This is a genomic window from Ignavibacteriota bacterium, from assembly GCA_019637995.1.
Classification (GTDB): Bacteria; Bacteroidota; Ignavibacteria; order Kapaibacteriales; family UBA2268; genus JANJTB01.
Map to the genome: position 1 here is coordinate 913064 of JAHBUQ010000002.1, position 19181 is coordinate 932244.

13 protein-coding genes, 2 tRNA genes and 3 rRNA genes are annotated in these 19181 nt (G+C 37.7%); 9 read left to right on the plus strand and 9 right to left on the minus strand.

Annotation, left to right across the window (positions count from 1 at the left end; all coding sequences use genetic code 11):
• Window positions 1-141 precede the first annotated feature (141 nt).
• Window positions 142-1122 (minus strand): lipoate--protein ligase, encoded by a 981-nt coding sequence (locus KF896_09905; protein MBX3044021.1) that lies wholly within the window; start codon window positions 1120-1122, stop codon window positions 142-144.
• A 171-nt stretch (window positions 1123-1293) separates the two neighbouring features.
• On the opposite strand from KF896_09905, the gene KF896_09910 reads away from it, so the two are divergent.
• The 8 genes from KF896_09910 (at window position 1294) to KF896_09945 (ending at window position 9799) form a co-directional block, all read left to right on the plus strand.
• On the plus strand, window positions 1294-2097 hold the full coding sequence (locus tag KF896_09910) for a slipin family protein (GenBank protein ID MBX3044022.1): 804 nt from the start codon (window positions 1294-1296) through the stop codon (window positions 2095-2097).
• An 840-nt stretch (window positions 2098-2937) separates the two neighbouring features.
• Window positions 2938-4419: ribosomal RNA gene (locus KF896_09915) — 16S ribosomal RNA — on the plus strand.
• Window positions 4420-4562: 143 nt separating this feature from the next.
• A tRNA-Ile gene (locus KF896_09920) sits at window positions 4563-4636 on the plus strand.
• A 34-nt stretch (window positions 4637-4670) separates the two neighbouring features.
• A tRNA-Ala gene (locus tag KF896_09925) sits at window positions 4671-4743 on the plus strand.
• Window positions 4744-4874: 131 nt separating this feature from the next.
• A 23S ribosomal RNA gene (locus tag KF896_09930) occupies window positions 4875-7648 on the plus strand.
• 114 nt (window positions 7649-7762) lie between these two features.
• Window positions 7763-7879, plus strand: a 5S ribosomal RNA gene (rrf, locus tag KF896_09935).
• The 16S, 23S and 5S rRNA genes sit together here with 2 tRNA genes alongside, the layout of an rRNA operon.
• Window positions 7880-7984: 105 nt before the next feature.
• On the plus strand, window positions 7985-8485 hold the full coding sequence (locus tag KF896_09940) for a DUF4199 domain-containing protein (protein MBX3044023.1): 501 nt from the start codon (window positions 7985-7987) through the stop codon (window positions 8483-8485).
• Between the two features lie 150 nt (window positions 8486-8635).
• Window positions 8636-9799, plus strand: a complete 1164-nt coding sequence (locus tag KF896_09945) for a SpoIIE family protein phosphatase (protein MBX3044024.1) — start codon at window positions 8636-8638, stop codon at window positions 9797-9799.
• 71 nt (window positions 9800-9870) lie between these two features.
• Here KF896_09945 and KF896_09950 read toward each other — a convergent pair whose 3' ends face one another.
• From KF896_09950 to KF896_09975, 6 genes are all read right to left on the minus strand, one after another.
• Entirely contained in the window at window positions 9871-10317 is a 447-nt protein-coding gene (locus KF896_09950) for a LexA family transcriptional regulator (protein ID MBX3044025.1), read from the minus strand.
• Between the two features lie 95 nt (window positions 10318-10412).
• Window positions 10413-11624, minus strand: a complete 1212-nt coding sequence (locus tag KF896_09955) for a hypothetical protein (GenBank protein ID MBX3044026.1) — start codon at window positions 11622-11624, stop codon at window positions 10413-10415.
• A gap of 36 nt (window positions 11625-11660) precedes the next feature.
• The gene (locus tag KF896_09960; protein MBX3044027.1) at window positions 11661-12569 is read right to left on the minus strand and encodes a DUF3078 domain-containing protein; all 909 of its coding nucleotides are present in this window, start codon (window positions 12567-12569) and stop codon (window positions 11661-11663) included.
• A gap of 15 nt (window positions 12570-12584) precedes the next feature.
• Entirely contained in the window at window positions 12585-13457 is an 873-nt protein-coding gene (locus KF896_09965) for a hypothetical protein (GenBank protein MBX3044028.1), read from the minus strand.
• Window positions 13454-13945 (minus strand): hypothetical protein, encoded by a 492-nt coding sequence (locus KF896_09970; protein MBX3044029.1) that lies wholly within the window; start codon window positions 13943-13945, stop codon window positions 13454-13456. The genes KF896_09965 and KF896_09970 overlap by 4 nt, the downstream gene beginning before the upstream one ends.
• 25 nt (window positions 13946-13970) lie before the next feature.
• Window positions 13971-15749, minus strand: a complete 1779-nt coding sequence (locus tag KF896_09975) for an aminopeptidase P family protein (protein ID MBX3044030.1) — start codon at window positions 15747-15749, stop codon at window positions 13971-13973.
• A gap of 497 nt (window positions 15750-16246) precedes the next feature.
• Here KF896_09975 and KF896_09980 point away from each other — a divergent pair, with 497 nt between their 5' ends.
• Window positions 16247-17773 (plus strand): aromatic amino acid lyase, encoded by a 1527-nt coding sequence (locus KF896_09980; protein ID MBX3044031.1) that lies wholly within the window; start codon window positions 16247-16249, stop codon window positions 17771-17773.
• Between the two features lie 106 nt (window positions 17774-17879).
• On the opposite strand, the gene KF896_09985 is transcribed toward KF896_09980, so the two are convergent.
• Entirely contained in the window at window positions 17880-18197 is a 318-nt protein-coding gene (locus tag KF896_09985; GenBank protein ID MBX3044032.1) for a cupin domain-containing protein, read from the minus strand.
• Between the two features lie 9 nt (window positions 18198-18206).
• Window positions 18207-19061, minus strand: coding sequence for a 4Fe-4S binding protein (locus tag KF896_09990; protein ID MBX3044033.1), 855 nt, complete (start codon window positions 19059-19061; stop codon window positions 18207-18209).
• Between the last annotated feature and the right edge of the window lie 120 nt (window positions 19062-19181).

Genomic DNA, 19181 nt, shown 5'->3' on the forward strand with positions numbered 1-19181 from the left:
TAAATTATTTTAAAAAAGCATCTCCATTTGTGAATATCATATATTGCTCAATAATTCATATAGAAACCTTCTTCTTCCAGATATACGAAATAAATAACCTTAGGAAGTGTGATTGACTATATCAAATGTATTTCAAAAGAATTAAAACATCCCCTCAATCAGCTCATCAAGACGAACTCCGCGGAAATAATCTTCGATATTGATTTTAGACATCACCTCTCTCAAGGAGCTCTCCTCATGCCTTATTCCAGTGAATATCTGCTCCAAATCTTCAGTATCCTTAGTATTGAAATAATCGCCGAAAATCTTGCATTTTGTAATAATTCCATCGGTTACATTCAGATTGATTTCAATACTACCGCCGCTTGATTTGATGAAGTGCGAGAAATCGTATTTTGCCTGATAGCCGAAATTCCAGTCCCAGGTTGAGTATTTAGATTCTGCAAGAGCAGAAATATTCGTTATATCGCGGTCATTTAAATCATATAGTTTGCAGTCTTCATATTTAGCCATAATATGTTGCATAATCATAGATGAGAAATCATCAAGGCTTAACGGAGATTTTAAATGCTCGGAAATATTGGTTACTCTTGAGCGTACAGATTTAACAGCTTTATCCTGATATTTTGCTGGGTTGACTTTGAGAGCTTCACTAAGGTCTTTCATCTCTGAGGCAAAAAGCAAGGTGCCGTGCTGCAGGACGCGACTTCTGACAACGTGCATAGCATTACCGGAGAATTTTCGCCCGTCAATAGTCAAATCATTTCTACCCTCAAATTTTGCAGGAACATCAAGCTTTTGAAGAACATCAAGTATCGGCTCGGTATATTTACGAAAATCAACAGGCATGCCTTCTCCTGAATTCATAATAAAAGTGAAGTTAAGATTCCCCAAATCGTGGAAAACAGCACCGCCACCGGATAGGCGTCTAACTACTTTAATGTCTTTTTCTTTGACATAATCAATATTAATTTCGGCTAATGTGTTCTGGTGTTTGCCAACAATGATTGCATTATCATTGCGCCACAACATAAAAATATCATCATTGAAATTCTTGAACAAATACTCCTCAACAGCCATATTATAATATGGTTCATTTGAATTATTATATATACAAAGCATTATTATATTCCTGAATTTAAAAAAATATATTGCAAAAGTAATCATTTAAAAGGTTCAGTAAACAATTATTATATACTTTTTGTTATTATCAAAATATAATTTTGAACTAAAAATTATAAGTCTTATATTTACATAAAATTATTTACATTTTTCAAATAACATGGAGCATTTATGGAAATAATGATTTTTCTCGTTTTTATAGTAGTTTACTTGATATATTCATCGGTAAAAGTAATTAAAGAGTATGATCGTGCCGTAGTTTTCCGACTTGGAAGACTAATCGGTTTCAAAGGTCCCGGGCTTATAATCCTTGTACCATTAATTGATAAGATGGTTCGTGTTAGTTTAAGAACGATTACAATGGATGTTGAACCGCAGGATATCATTACCAAAGATAATGTTTCGGTAAAAGTCAACGCAGTTCTGTATTTCAGAGTTGTCTACCCGGATAAGGCAGTAGTAGCAATTGAGAATTATCTGTATGCCACAAACCAAATTGCTCAAACTACGCTCAGAAGTATACTTGGTCAGTCCGAACTTGATGAACTTCTCTCAGATAGGGATAAAATCAATCTTCAGCTACAGCAAATTATTGATGAGCACACTGAGCCATGGGGCATTAAGGTAACAGCTGTTGAAGTTAAGCAGATAGATCTTCCGCTCGAAATGCAACGTGCAATGGCTAAGCAGGCACAAGCCGAGCGTGAAAGAAGAGCTAAAGTCATCAATGCTGATGGTGAATTCCAGGCAGCGAAAAAGCTTGCTGATGCAGCTGAACAAATATCCAAACAGCCAATCGCACTACAGCTCAGGTTCCTGCAAACACTTGCAGACGTGGCAACCGAGAAGAATTCTACAATTTTATTCCCGATTCCAATTGACCTGCTGACTCCTTTTATGAGTAATGCAAAAAATTTGTCGGCTGATAATCTTGATGAATTGAAAAAAATGATGGAAAGTTATACAAAAAAATAGACAAATTCTATTTTGAAATAGTTGTTATTATTTGAACAAACTGCAATATTGTAAAAATATTGCAGTTTTTTTATAAATTATAAGATTAAATGAAATTTCTGTAAAGGCTGATAATGAGCGTAATTAGAGTGATAATGGTGATTCGAACATTTTATTATTTAGAAAAATATTGATAAGATTTTATCAGAATATGCAAAATATAAAAAAATAATTTGCACAGAATTTGAAAAAGTGTTACTTTTGTAAGCTCTGTCAAACACGATTTGAATAAAATTAAGTTTTTCAGAAATGTTCATTGAAAGTCGCAAAAAAAATATATTTGCAAAAATATAAAAAAATAATTTGCACAGAATTTGAAAAAGTATTACTTTTGTAAGCTCTGTCAAACACGATTTGAATAAAATTAAGTTTTTCAGAAATGTTCATTGAAAGTCGCAAAAAAAATATTTGCAAAAATATAAAAAAATAATTTGCACAGAATTTGAAAAAGTGTTACTTTTGTAAGCTCTGTCAATTGCGATTTTAAGAAACATTTGCAGAGAAAATTTTCGGAAACGAAAAAAAGTTCATTAAAAGTAAAATTTTTCTTGCACAGAATAAAAATTAGTATTATTTTTGAAGCCCTGCAAAAATGCAGAACTGAAAAAAGAAAATATTTAAAATTTTTCTTGCACAGAATAAAAATTAGTATTACTTTTGCAGTCCCGTTAAAGAACGGGAATGAAAAAAAAGTTCATTGAAAACAGGAAGTATAAAAAGTTAACAAGACAGTAGCAATATAGAGCGAACTGTCAATTCCATAGCCTAATTTTCAACTAGAAAATAAAGATCAAACTAAACACAACGGAGAGTTTGATCCTGGCTCAGGACGAACGCTGGCGGCGTGCCTAACACATGCAAGTCAAGGGGCTCTTCGGAGTCACTGGCGCACGGGTGAGTAACGCGTAGATAATCTGCCCCTATCTCCGGAATAACATCAAGAAATTGGTGCTAAAAACGGATGAGGCACAATGTGTCAAAGGTAACGGATAGGGATGAGTCTGCGTCTGATTAGCTTGTTGGTAGGGTAATGGCCTACCAAGGCTGCGATCAGTAGCTGGTCTGAGAGGACGATCAGCCACACTGGAACTGAGACACGGTCCAGACTCCTACGGGAGGCAGCAGTGAGGAATTTTGCACAATGGAGGAAACTCTGATGCAGCGACGCCGCGTGCGGGATGAAGGGGCTTCGCCTTGTAAACCGCTGTCGGATGGGAAAAAAAGTCCCCTCGGGGGACTGGGATTGTACCATCAAAGGAAGGACCGGCTAACTACGTGCCAGCAGCCGCGGTAATACGTAGGGTCCAAGCGTTGTCCGGAATTACTGGGTATAAAGGGTGCGCAGGCGGATCTGTGCGTCAGGGGTTAAAGACCCGGGCTCAACCCGGGAAGTGCCTCTGATACGGCAGGTCTTGAGTGTGAGAGAGGATAGTAGAATTCCTGGTGTAGCGGTGAAATGCGTAGATATCAGGAGGAATACCAGTGGCGAAGGCGGCTATCTGGCTCATAACTGACGCTTAGGCACGAAAGCGTGGGGATCAAACAGGATTAGATACCCTGGTAGTCCACGCCCTAAACGATGTATGCTTGGTGTTAGGCTCCTAGAGCTTAGTGCCGGAGAAAATTCGTTAAGCATACCACCTGGGGAGTACGATCGCAAGGTTGAAACTCAAAGGAATTGACGGGGGCCCGCACAAGCGGTGGATTATGTGGTTTAATTCGATGCAACGCGAAGAACCTTACCCGGGCTCGAAGTGCAGATGACCGTTCCTGAAAGGGAGCTTTCCTTCGGGACATCTGTATAGGTGCTGCATGGCTGTCGTCAGCTCGTGCCGTGAGGTGTTGGGTTAAGTCCCGCAACGAGCGCAACCCCTATCCTTAGTTGCCAGCAGGTTAAGCTGGGCACTCTAAGGAGACTGCCCACGCAAGTGGTGAGGAAGGTGGGGATGACGTCAAGTCATCATGGCCCTTACGTCCGGGGCTACACACGTAATACAATGGCAGGTACAATGGGCAAAACCGCGAGGTTGAGGAAATCCCCAAAACCTGTCTCAGTTCGGATTGGAGTCTGCAACTCGACTCCATGAAGCTGGAATCGCTAGTAATCGTGGATCAGCACGCCACGGTGAATACGTTCCCGGGCCTTGTACACACCGCCCGTCAAGCCATGGAAGCTGGGGGCGCCCAAAGCCGTTAGCAATAACGTCTAAGGCGAAATCAGTGACTGGGGCTAAGTCGTAACAAGGTAGCCGTATCGGAAGGTGCGGCTGGATCACCTCCTTTAAAGAGTTTCGCAAGAAACATAATAAAACAATAGGCTGTTAACTTTTATACTTTCTGTTTTCAGTGAACTTAGTGTTCATTGTAAATGGTCCTTTGCTCAGTCAGCTAGATGCTGATATACCTAAGAGGTTCCTTGAAAACATGGGCCTGTAGCTCAGCTGGTTAGAGCGCACGCCTGATAAGCGTGAGGTCGATTGTTCAAGTCAATTCAGGCCCACATGTTAGGCGCGGTAAGCTCTTGAAATACTTCAGGGCCCTTAGCTCAGCTGGGAGAGCGCCAGATTTGCATTCTGGAGGTCAACGGTTCGATCCCGTTAGGGTCCACAAAAATTAGTACATTGATAATTGGAATGGGGATATTTTAATAATATCTCAGAAGTAAGTTAGAGTCTTTTTAATTAGTAAGTATCAAATAAATCAAGTTTAGAGACTTGGTATATTCGACCAAAGAAATTCGTTAAGATATTAAGGGCATACGGTGGATGCCTTGGCACAGAGAGGCGATGAAGGACGTGACTACCTGCGATAAGCTACGGGAAGCTGGAAATTAGCTGTGATCCGTAGATTTCCGAATGGGGAAACCCGACAGAAGTAATGTTCTGTCACACGAAAGTGAGCTAACCCGGGGAATTGAAACATCTTAGTACCCGGAGGAAAAGAAATCGAATGAGATTCCCTGAGTAGCGGCGAGCGAAACGGGAAAAGCCCAAACCGAAGTGTACGCACTTCGGGGTTGTAGGACCTCTAGACGCTACGTTGAAGGATAACAGAATGGCATGGGAAGGCCAACCATAGAAGGTGATAGTCCTGTAAGTGAAATCCTGATTCGGGCATGAGGTATCCTGAGTACCGCGAAACAAGTGGAATTTTGCGGGAATCTGGGGAGACCACTCTCCAAGGCTAAATACTCCTCTGTGACCGATAGTGTACCAGTACCGTGAGGGAAAGGTGAAAAGAACCCTTCAGAAGGGAGTGAAATAGAACCTGAAACCGTATGCTTGCAAACGGTGGGAGCGAAAGTGACCACGTGCCTTTTGCTTAATGAGCCAACGAGTTGCTCGTTGCATGCAAGGGTAAGTTTCTCAGAAACGTACCCGTAGCGAAAGCAAGTCTGAATAGGGCGATTAGTATGCAGCGGCAGACGCGAAACCGTGTGATCTATCCATGGTCAGGATGAAGCGTAGGTAACACTACGTGGAGGTCCGAACCAGTTTGGGTTGAAAACCATTTGGATGAACTGTGGATAGGGGTGAAAGGCCAATCAAACTCGGTTATAGCTCGTACTCCCCGAAATGTATTTAGGTACAGCCTCGAGATAGTGTCCCGGAGGTAGGGCTCTGATAGGGCTAGGGCCGTTACAGCGGTACCGACCCCTGACAAACCACAAATTCCGGATACATGTTTCTCGGGAGTGAGGCCGTGTGAGATAAGTTTCACGGCCGAGAGGGAAACAACCCAGATCTACGACTAAGGTCCCAAAGTATATGCTAACAGAGAAAGGATGTTGAGTTGCGGTGACAGCCAGGATGTTGGCTTAGAAGCAGCCATTCATTTAAAGAGTGCGTAATAGCTCACTGGTCGAGCGATTCAGCGCCGACAATATCCGGGACTAAGCATATCACCGAAGTCTAGAACTCAATTTATTGAGTGGTAGGGGAGCATTCTGTAGGCGGTGAAGGTGAAGCGTGAGCTTTGCTGGAGCGTACAGAAGCGCAAATGTTGGCATAAGTAACGATAATTAGGATGAGAATTCCTAACGCCGAAAGTCTAAGGTTTCCTTGAGCTCTGTTCGTCAACTCAGGGTTAGTCGGCTCCTAAGGCGAGGCCGAAAGGCGTAGTCGATGGTAATCAGGCAAAATAAAATATTCCTGAACCACCTATTTAATAAAAGTGACGCAGTTGAAATGTCATGCCGGGTTAATGGCTATCCCGGTATGGTTCTAAGCTGCCGAGAAAAGCGAGAATAGGTGACCGTACCGCAAACCGACACAGGTAGATGGGTTGAGTATACTAAGGCGCGCGAGTGAGTCGCGGTTAAGGAACTCGGCAAATTGACCCCGTAACTTCGGGAGAAGGGGTGCCTCAGCAATGAGGCCGCAGAGAAATGGCCCAGGCGACTGTTTAACAAAAACACAGCACAATGCTAACTCGTAAAGAGGATGTATATTGTGTGACACCTGCCCGGTGCCGGAAGGTTAAAAGGAGGAGTTAGCGCAAGCGAAGCCCTGAATTGAAGCCCCGGTAAACGGCGGCCGTAACTATAACGGTCCTAAGGTAGCGAAATTCCTTGTCGGGTAAGTTCCGACCTGCACGAATGGTGTAACGATCTGGGCACTGTCTCGACCGCGAGCTCGGTGAACTTGTGGTACCGGTGAAGACGCCGGTTACCCGCACTGGGACGGAAAGACCCCATGCACCTTTACTATAACCTAATATTGGGTTTGGTTATAACATGCGTAGGATAGGTGGGAGACTGCGAAGCAGAGCTTGTGGGCTTTGTGGAGTCACTGGTGAAATACCACCCTTGTTATAGCTGGATTCTAACCCGGCGGAGTGGATCCGCGGGGACAGTGTTAGGCGGGTAGTTTGACTGGGGCGGTCGCCTCCTAAATGGTAACGGAGGCTTACAAAGGTCACCTCAGCACGGTTGGTAATCGTGCGTAGAGTATAAAGGCATAAGGTGGCTTAACTGTGAGACATACAAGTCGAGCAGATGCGAAAGCAGGTCTTAGTGATCCGGCGGTTCCGAGTGGAAGGGCCGTCGCTCAAAGGATAAAAGGTACGCTGGGGATAACAGGCTGATCTTGCCCAAGAGTTCACATCGACGGCAAGGTTTGGCACCTCGATGTCGGCTCATCGCATCCTGGGGCTGGAGAAGGTCCCAAGGGTTTGGCTGTTCGCCAATTAAAGCGGTACGTGAGCTGGGTTCAGAACGTCGTGAGACAGTTCGGTCTCTATCCAGTGTGGGCGTAAGATACTTGAGGGGACCCGCTCTTAGTACGAGAGGACCGGAGTGAGCGGACCGACGGTGTATCTGTTGTCACGCCAGTGGCATTGCAGAGTAGCCATGTCCGCAAAGGATAAGTTCTGAAAGCATCTCAAGAACGAAACCTACCCCAAGATTAGGTATCTCTAAGGATCCAAGTAGACTACTTGGTTGATAGGCTTCAGGTGTAAGTGTAGTAATACATTCAGCCGAGAAGTACTAATAATCCATGGGCTTTCCGAATTTCTTTGGTTGTTATATCAAAGTTTCTAAGCTTATTTGGTACTTACTAATTAAGCAGACTTATAACTTACTTCAAATCTCCAGTTTAAGTTCTTTTATTTTTTAGAAAATTTGCTTGGTGGCTATACCGTGGAGGGTACACCTCTTCCCATTCCGAACAGAGTAGTTAAGCTCCACAGGGCCGATGGTACTGCTAGGGCAGCCTTGTGGGAGAGTAGGTCGTCGCCAAGCTATCTTTAAGATGAGCCTGATACAATTATGTGTCAGGCTTTTTTTTGTAATTAATTACTCGTATATTTGCATTACTAAATAATGTTTTTATAAATATTAATTTTTATGAAGAAATATTCTGTTGAATTTAAATGGGCTTTAGTTTTTTCCGTTATGAGTCTTATGTGGATATCTATGGAAAAGTTTTCGGGTTTGCATGACGAGAATATATCTAACCATGCCACTATTACGAATTTATTTGCAATTCCTGCTATTCTTGTATATGTATTTGCACTTTTGGAAAAAAGAAAGAATAATTATAATGGAATAATTTCTTGGCAGCAGGGTTTTCAGACCGGTTTGATAATTACTGTATTTATATCACTACTTGTTCCACTTAATCAATTGTTGACTCATTATATAATCTCACCGGATTATTTTAATAACATTATCAATGAATCTATTCGTCAGGGAATTATTTCTGAGCAGGAAGCTACTAAATATTTCTCTTTTCAAAGTTACATATTTAAAAGTATGTTTGGTGCTGTTGTTATGGGTATTATATCATCTGCTATTTCAGCACTGATTGTTATGAAAAAATCCGTAAATAAACCCAACATTATGTAAAATATATATAATCAATAGTCAATGTTTAATTATATTAGTTAATATGATTTTTTTATTTCATTTAAATTGATTACTTTTAAAATATAATTGTGAAAAATTTAAAATAATAATTTGCTTATTTGTAAGAGAAAAATATTTCTCAAATAAAAAATGAAATTTACAAAAAAACCTTTAATTTTAATCGTTGATGATGTTGTCGGCAATATACAAATTGTCGGCAATCTTCTTATTGAAAGCGGATATAATATTTCAGTTTCTATACATGGACGTCAGGCTTTGAATACTGCAAAAAATATCCATCCTGACCTAATTTTACTTGATGTTATGATGCCTGAAATAGACGGCTTTGATGTTTGTCGTGAACTAAAAAAAGATGAAAAGCTAAAAGATGTTCCGGTTATTTTTCTTACTGCTAAACATGAAACTAAAGATATTGTTACAGGTTTTTCGGTCGGTGGCGTTGATTTTATAACAAAACCTTTTCAGAAGCAGGAGGTTTTAGCCCGTATTGAAAATCAGCTTGAGCTCAAATTTTCGCGTGATTTGCTTATTTATCAAAGCGAAGAGATTAAATTGATGAATGATAAACTCAATGAAGAGCTCTCAATAGCTGCTGAGTATTTTAGATTTTTACTTCCGGCACCTTTTTCGGATAAATATGTGCATACTTTTTGGGAATATATGCCAAATGCCAAACTCGGTGGTGATGCATTCGGATATAATTGGATTGATGATAAAAATTTTGTAATGTACCTTTTTGATGTCAGTGGACACGGTATTGCAAGCGGAATGTATTCAATATCACTTATGAATACACTGAAATATTTGAATCTTGCCGATACAGACTTTTTAAATCCTGAATCTGTATTTTCAGCATTGAATAAATTATTTCAGATTCATGAACATTATGGTTTGTATTTCACTATGTGGTATGGTGTTTTTAATGTTGACTCTCGTGAGTTGAGATATGCTGCAGCAGGCCATCCTCCATCGGTGATTTCTTTTCCTAATGGGAGTACTGAATTTCTGTCGTCTCCTAATTTTATTATCGGTGGTTTGGATAAGTATGAATTCAAATCAAAAACTTGTATTATTGAACCCAATACAGATATCTATATATTTTCTGATGGTACATTTGATTTGAATCAGCCGGATGGTAAAAATTGGGGAATAGATGATATGCGTTTGTTTTTAGAGGCAAGACATAGCAGAGCAGATAAAGAACTTAAAGAACTTCAGCAGTTTGTCAAAAATTTATACGAGTTCAGTAAGCAAAAAGACGATTTCTCTATTCTAAAAGTCAGGTTTTTATAAAAAAACCTGTGCAGGGGGGAGTGCACAGGCTTTCTTTTCAGGGCGTTTCCTCGTAAATCTTACCCTATTATTTATTTCATATCTTTGATTACCATAATTGCCACACCCCAGATTTTGAAATTATCTGTTTCTTTAGGTCTTATTGGTAAATAATTTTCATTTTCTGACAAGAGCATTGTTTCTTTATATGAGTAGTGCAATCGTTTTACTACAATTTTATTATTAATTGCTGCAACAACAATGTTATTGTGCGATGGAGATTTTATGCAGTCTACAAGTAATAAGTCACCATCATTGATTCCTGCGCCTGTCATAGAGTTGCCTTTGACACGTATTAAAAAACGACTTTCAGGAAAGTCTGTCATTATATCGTTGAGGTCAATACCGTCATCAATAATGTTAAGTTTGTTTTCCTTTCGAAGATTACTGCCTTCAAAATTTATATGGAATCTACCGTAATGCGTTTTGCTAATTTTATTAATAATGTTTGTATTCAGATTATCCTGATAAGCAACCATTTCTGAAGCCTGAAATAATATAATAAAAAATATATTCTCATTATATCTATTTTCGTGCCAAATATTAAATAATTTAGTATAAAAAATTTATGAAATTACTTAAGGTCGCTGTATTTGCCGGTAAATTCCCACTCGCTACACAAGTTAAGAACTCCTCTGAAAATTGCGTACAAATACTCTAATTCACTTTTTTTTATATTTTGGTGAATTGGAATTCCAATTTCATTGGTTTCTGAATTGAAATAGTGGGGTATTGCAAAGTCATTTAACTTATTGTGATAGTTGTTGTTAAGCTGGTAAATGAAATAAAATGCCGATGGAATTAATTCATCTTTTTTGTTGCATCGGATGTCTTCAAGTGAAAAGTAATTACCAATAATTTCTATATTTCTCTTTCGCTTGGCAATTATCAGATCAAAATTTAACAATTCATCTGCCAAATTAGTGTAAGAGATATTCTTTTTAAATGGATCCCAGGCTCGATGTACGTTCCACATCGCTTTATCATCAATTTGTAAATTAACAATCAGGACACCAAACTGAACAGAAAATATTTTTGTTAAATCAATTACGAAAGGATTTTCGGAAGATATATCATCAAATGTATAGGTTCTTTCGATATATTCATAATTTAATCTGTGAAGTATTTTTTTTGCTTCTTCAATATTTGGAACAAAAGTATATTTTCTGTTATTCAATATTTTTGAAAATTCATTTTCGACATATTTAATTTTACTATCATCAGGGTAAGAGTTATATAAGTAAGAATTGAAAGGGTAAATAGATATATTTAGCTTATTTTGAGGTACGTTGAAAATAACCGGATATGAAATCACTTGCCACTTTTTGAAGAAATCATATAAAGTTTGGCGGTAGGAAACTCCGACATCTATATATTTATAATCCGAATCGGAGAAATAATTCACGCAATGCCACAAGATATAATCCTGTACACGCAATTTTTTCCCTTCTTCACTACCTGCCAGATTATTTAAAAACAGGTGATTGCCAACCGGCAGAAGTATAACTGCTCCCACCGGACATTCTGTTTTGTCATAGGCAATAAACATAAATTCGTTTTCGGATAAATCGGAAGGCATATTCGGGTCGTTCGGGTCATACCACATTGACCTTAAAATAACAATATCGCCCTTCTTGCCTAAAACTTTTTTTATTGTAACACCCGAGCTTTCTGCTTTGCGAATATTTTTTTGTACTGAATATGGAATAGAAGTCCAAACGCTATCCGGTTTAAGTGGTAATCCGCATCCGAAGTGTACAAAATCTTTACTTATATATCCTGGCATATTTATGCTTATATATTATTGAATTATTCAAAAAATTTACTTTGTTTCTCTATCGTGCCCGAATTTATAGGCAATACCGATGCCTATGACATGGCGAATTTGGGTGGAAGGTCCACGAGTTCCGTCATTACGAAGTATGCTTACTTTGTCGTCATAAATAACATCAAGATTGAAGCTTGCATTGATAAAAGAATTAACTTTCATATTTAATGCAGTTTCAGATGTTACAACCACTGAAGTAAATCGGTTGTATGCCGAAAACAAATTAAGTCTTGAACGGAAATTTACGTTATCAAAAATATCTTTTTGAAAAATAATATTTGCAGATGCACCAAGCTGGCTAAATACTTTTTCACCGGGATTTACTCCATAAGCACCTTGATTTGACAATTCTTCATTTAAAACAATTATCAAACGATTAGATATTGCTGATAGGAAAAATTGCCAGTAATCATCGGGTCTGTAATTCATACCAAGACCAAGATTGAGATAAGCAGGAGACATGAAATCTGAAATTAAAAGTGCGCTTCCGGTATTTGGGTCTGCTTTTGAATAATCGTAACCTAAATCAAACTGTGTACGAAAATCAAGCAGCGCTGTATAAAGTAATTTTGATGTAGCGTTGTAGCCTAACTTTGATAAGAAAATAAGTCGGTCATCGCTTTTTCTTAAATCTTCGCTGCCTTGTTTAACCACGCCATAACCAAGGTCAAGTGTATTATCCCAAGTCATGTTGTCTGTTTTATAAACAGCAAAAAGGTTGGTGACACCTGTGATTGAAATCATATCCGAACCACCGCCCGCCCAGTTGGATAGTCCGACATTAGAAAAGTTTAATCCGGCTAATCCGCCGTGTTTCCAATTTAATTGGGTTGCTGTAGTGTCCTGCGCATTTAAGTATGAAAATGAGCAGAGCAACAAAATAATTGTAATTTTTTTTATCATTTTATTTTACGTAAACTATTCAACAACAATGATTAATGTCTTATCAGTCCGCCAAAAGATATCGGGCGAATTCACTTTTAAATAGTCCATTCCTGATTCTGACTTGTACAGTTCAAGCATCCTTCTGCTATGAGTTGAAATAATTTCAAATTTCTTCACATTGTTTGGTATTGCTATCATTGTATCAGAAAGGATATCGATTTTTTGGAAAAGACTTAAATCGGCATCTGTTGATGGCACATATCTGCCACCAATACCCAGAAAACCTTCGCCTTCCATTTTTATGACCTTTTTATTCTCTAATTCTTTTTCTTTTCCAACAATATAAAAAGCAGTGTTTTTTTCTTTTTCAGTTTTTACTGCAAACTTTTCAATATTTTCTTTTTCTGCTATCACATTATCCCTTTCGGATTTTGTCTGAGCCAGCTCGCCTTCAAGATTGAAAATCCGACGATTCTGATTTTCGATAATTTTATCTTTTTCTGCAATAATTGTTTCGAGTGTTTTGATTCTTTCGATATACTCGGCATTATCTTTGCTGAGGCTTTTAAGTTTTATTTCGAGTTTGTTGATATCATCATTCCTTGATTTAAGCTGGAATGATAAGTAATCAATCTTTTGTAAAACTTCCATCTCGAGGCTGTAGGTCTCGGCACTTGGTGATGCATTTGCAATTCTGCTAAGTTCAAAATCAATTTGATTTATTAGCTTTATGGCATTAGAATAATTTTTTAGAATGCTGTCCTGAATTCTTTGAAATTCGATTTCTCTAACTTGTGAAGAATCCAATTCTCTGTTGTTGTCGCTTAAGTTGTCAATTGGTTCTTCCTTTGTTTCGCTGCATCCCAATGAAAATATCACTAAAAAAATCATTAAAAAGTATTTCATCTCATCTCCTGAATTAGTTTGTATTTAGTGTTTGATTGGCTATCCGATGTTTTCAAGATTATTTGTTTATTATAATTGATACTATATTTCAGATCACCAATCATATCAGCAATGATTAATTCTTTTTCTGCAATCAGTTGACCAATACCAGAAAATCTTGTATTGGTACCTATATTCAGAACATAACTAAAAGAATTGTCATGAGCTTTGACATCGGAAATTTGCATAAGAACTGCTTCAATACTGCCGTCCACGTTTTCCCTTACACCCTGATAATTTCCGAGCAATATACTGATGTCATTAATATTTAATGATTTATAATCATCAGCTTCAAAACTTTGAATTTTATCATATCCCTTTTCATCGCTTGAGTTGTTTTGAAATACTAAGTAAATCATTACTCCCAAAATAGTAAATATTAATACTCCAACAAACGACTTAATAAGTATAAGCCGTTTGTTGCTTTGAGTATATAGTAATTTTGCCATATATTATGCTTTATAAATAATATAATTAAATCGCTTTAGTTTTTTCAGCAAGGAATCTGCGTTTCTCATCATCAAGAAGAGGAGCAACTTCGCTGTAAACTGTCTTGTGATAATCATTAAACCAATTAATTTCCTGCTCTGAAAGCAATGATTTATCAATAGCTTTTGTATCAATTGGACATAGAGTAAGATTTTCGAATTTCAGGAATTGTCCAAACTCTGTTTTTTCTCCATTTACAACTAAAACAAGATTTTCGATTCTAATTCCGTACAAGCCTGCTCTGTAAAGTCCGGGCTCATTGGATAAAATCATTCCGGGTTCAAGTGTAGTAGAATTTTCGTCCATTCTGATATTTTGTGGTCCTTCATGAACATTCATAAAGCAGCCTACTCCATGACCTGTACCGTGCAAATAGTTTTGACCTCTGTCCCACAAAGCTTTTCTTGCAAGAATATCAAGCTGAGAGCCACGGGTTTTTAGTGGGAATTGTGCAAGTGATAAATTAATGTGTCCTTTCAGAACAAGTGTGTAATCAGTCTTTTCCTGCTGGGTTGGCTCACTAAGGTGGAACATTCTAGTTATGTCGGTTGTGCCATCATAGTATTGACCACCTGAGTCAAATAGGAAAAATCCTTCGGGCTTGATTTCAGCTGCGTATTCTTTGCTAGCGCCATAGTGCACGATAGCCCCATTGCCAAGATAACCGGCGATAGTGTTAAAACTTTCTCCGAAATATAGCGGAATTTCTGACCTGAACTCACGGATTTTATCCATAGCCGTAACTTCAGTAATTTGCTCTTTTCCAACAGTATTTTCAAGCCATTGCCAGAAATTGATCATAGCAACTGCATCGCGACGCAAAGCGTTTTTCATCCCCTGAATTTCAGTTTCGTTTTTGCAGGCTTTCATTAGTGTAGAAATATTGCTGCCTTCGATGATTGTACAAGCAGAAGGTATAGCCTGATAAAGCCATAAATTTACTTTGTTAATATCAATAAGAACATTTTTGCTGTTTTCAAATGAGCAGATTCTTTCTGCTATCGAATTATATGGTTTCAAAGTAATACCGTCATCAGTAAGTATCTGCCTTATATCATCTGTAATCTTTTTGTCGTCAATAAACAGTTCGGCAGAATTTTTTGTTATTACAGCATAGCAGACTGCTACAGGATTAAAAATAACATCGCGCCCTCGAATATTAAATAACCAATTGATGTCGTCAAGAGTGGCAATTATATGATAGTCTGCATCTTGATTCGTCATAGATTTTTGTACATCAGCAATTTTCTCAACTCGTGATTTACCTGCATACTCAATTTTGTGTTCAAAAATATTATTATCGGGAATAGAGGGTCTGTCAATCCAAATCTTTTCGAAGAAATCATATTCAGTATTTAAATGTATTCCTTTGAAGGAGAAAAGTTTCTCCATTTTTTTTGCAAGAGCGACAGTAACAACTTTACCATCGAATCCTACTGTATCACCTTTTTGCAGGTTTTTCCCCAGCCATTCAGGATAGTCAAGAGTTTCCGGTAGCCCAAGTTTATGAAGTGAGATACCTGAATTTTTTAATTCATTATCAGCTTGAAGAAAATAGCGGGAATCTGTCCATAGACCTGCGTCAGTATCAGTAATTACAACTGTGCCGGCAGAACCAGTAAATCCGCTAATCCATGAGCGTGAAGTCCAGCATTCTGCAACATACTCGCTGATATGAGGGTCTGTGCTCGGAATTATATATGCTTTAATATTTTTTTGTTTCATTTCAGCTCTTAGCGCTGCAACTCTTTCTTTGATATTCATATGACTTTCCAAGTTTAAGTAAAAATACAAATTCTATTAATAATTATAGTAATTACATTTAAAATAAATTCAAATTTACTAAAAAGATTTTTAATTTAAGAATTTTTATGATAATTTTTGTTAATTTCATTGATTTAGTTAGAAAACTGCAAAAATGATTTCAATCGTTTTGCCTCTTATATCAATAATTTCTATACAAATAATCATATTGGAAATATCAGTTAAATCATTTAACTTTTGCTTCAAGCTGTTATTATTTGAAAAGTTGAATAGTAACTCGAAATTATCAAAAAAAAGTATATTTTTTCCTGATTAACAATATTTTGAAATCACAATTTAGAAAATAAAACGGGTTAAAATGAAATTTAAATAAATATAATCAAAAATAGCAATCGAATTTTGTAAAGAATTGTCACAAAAATAATTTAAATTCGTTAAAATTTTGTAATTTTGTATTTTTACAAATTGTAAATTCGTTAAAAATAAGGATTAAAAATATGGCAATCAAATTAAATGGTGCCGGATTGACTATCGAAAAATTAGTCATGATTGCAAGAAACAATGAAAAAGTAGAAGTAAGTGCTGATTCTATTGAACGTATAAAAAAATGCCGCGTTTTACTTGAAGATAAAATCGAAAAACGTGAAATTATGTATGGTGTTAATACAGGCATCGGTGAATTTTCGGAAATAGTTCTGAATGACGAGCAAATAAAAGAGTTCCAAAAATATCTTATTTATAATCATGCAGCAGGTATTGGTGAGCCGACGCGTGAGGAATTTGTCCGCGGCGCAATTACCGGAAGAATTAATGTCCATGCTCACGGAAATTCCGGTTGTCGCCCTGAAATCACACTCACTCTTTCCGAAATGCTAAACAAAGGAGTAACTCCCGTTGTTTGTCAGAAAGGTTCGGTGGGAGCTTGCGGAGACTTAGCACCTATGTCACAAATGGCTCTCTCTCTTATGGGCGAAGGTGAGTCATTCTATCAGGGCGAAAGAATGCCCACAAAAGTTGCATTTGAAAAAGCCGGCATACCAATTCCCGGACTTCAGGCACGTGATGGTCTTGCATCTATCAATGGCTCGAATTTATTGACTGCAATGTCTGCAATTCAGCTCTATGACTACAACCGACTCATTAAACAAGCTGAAATCGCTGCCGCTATGTCTTTGGAAGCATTACTTGCAAATATGAAACCTTATGACAGAAGATTGCACGAATTGCGTGGATTTTCAGGTGCTGTTCGTTCGGCAAAAGCAATTAAAAAATGTTTTGAAGGTAGTGACCTGCTCACAGGAAAAATGAAGACAAAAGTTCAGGATGCGTATTCTATGCGTTCAACTCCTCAAGTAATAGGTGCTGCACATGATGCCTGCAAATATGCAAGAACTCAGGTAGAAATCGAATTAAACGGTGTAGGTGACAACCCAATATTTCTGCCCGATGAAAACATTACTCTTACGGGTGCAAACTTCCAGGGTACTCCGGTTTCATTGCCAATGGATATGGCAGGTGCATCTCTGACAATGGTATGTGTACTTTCTGAAAGACGTTTGAATCGTTTGCTTAATCCTGCTTTGAGTGTTGGGCTTCCGGCATTTCTGACAAAAGGTGCAGGAATGTTCTCCGGTTTGATGCTTAGCCAATATACAGCCGATATGCTTATTGTTGAGCAGAGAATATTATCGAATCCGGCATCAATTCAGTCAATTCCGGCAGCCGCTGACCAGGAGGATTTTGTTTCAATGGGTATGAATACTGCTTTAAAAAATCAGCAGATACTTGACAATGCCTACGGAATTCTTGGAATTGAATTTATGGCTGCGGCACAGGCACTTGATTTCAGAGAATTTAAAAAAGGTGATGGTGTTACTCGTGCTTGGGAAGTTATCCGCGAGCATGTGGATTTCCTTGATATTGACCGCCCGCTCTTTAATGACCATAATACAATGGCTGCCCTTGTAAAATCAGGAAAAATCCTTGACGAAGTTGAAAAATTAGTCGGCAGTCTTGAAGATTAAGTTTGATTTACATATATTCAAATTCCTCCGATGAATTGAAGACATCGGAGGAATTTATATGTCATTTAGAAACCTTGTACAGATTAATTTGTCCATTTCAGTAAATTTAAGATTTCAGCATTACGAGCATCATCTTGAATTTTTCAGTTGCTTTCACAGCGTGCGTTATGCCTGCCGGCATAATGATTATTTCGCCTGAATTTAAGCTATGAAAATCCTCTCCTATCATAATTTCAGCCTGACCTTCAATCACATGAACAAGTGCATCGAATGGAGCTGAATGTGGACTTAACTGCTCTCCTTTATCGAATGCAAAGAATGTGATATTCCCTGATGGTTTCTTAAGAAAGGCACTGCTAACAACAGAGCCGGTTTGATATTCAATATCATTATGCAAATTTACTTTTTTGTTTGATTCTAACATTTCATCACCTTAATTGGTATTATTTATAAAAATTATTTTTTCGCTGATTCTTTTGCCATTAGTGCTTATTGTATGCTCACATACTTCAAGTCCGTTTATACTTGAATTTGCTGCTGCTTTTGTAGTCATTGCACTTAGACCGCCACAACAAGGGACTTCCATTCTGACAATTGTAGCTTTTTGAGTGCCGGCATTTCTGAAAATATCTTCAAGTTTCTTAGGATAGGGCTCGGTATAATCCAGTTTAGGACAAGCCAGCACAACTGCCTTCCCGGCAATATAATCATTTTGAATATTTGGATATGCAACAGGCGAACAGGTTGAGAGAATAACAAGCTCTTTTCCCTTTAGAAACGGAGAAAATGGACTTACCAAATGCAACTGAACGGGCCAGTGCTCAAGCATTGATTCATGATTATCTTTCTCGTTTTTTGCAGGTGAATACTGTTTTAATTCTTTCATAGCAGATCCCGGACATCCGCCTGCAGACTGAGCCGGTGCAGTGTTTTGGTTTATATTTATACTAATGCCAATTGAACTTAAATATTCTACTGCCTTGTTGAAATATTCAGTTGCACCATGGTCAATCAGATGACTTAAATGAGCTTTAAGAACTGACTGTGGTTTGTTAAGCATTGTTTTAATAACTTCTACTTCATCATATTCATCAACATCAGCCATAACTATTTTTAGTGCTCCTTTATCGCAATGTCCTAAACATGCACCCAAACCATCACAGAAAAGACTGCTAACCAAGCGGCATTTACCATCAATAATCTGTAATGCGCCTTCATGACAAGCTGGAATACAGTCTCCGCATCCGTCGCATAAATCTTCATCAATTTGAATTATTTCTCTAATCATAATTTCTTTTTAAAATAAGAATAAAAAGTCTGATTCAAAAATAAGACTTTTCTTCCTTATTTCCAAAAAAAATATTACTTTTGTAATATAAATATTTATATATGTTAAAAACTAATTTTA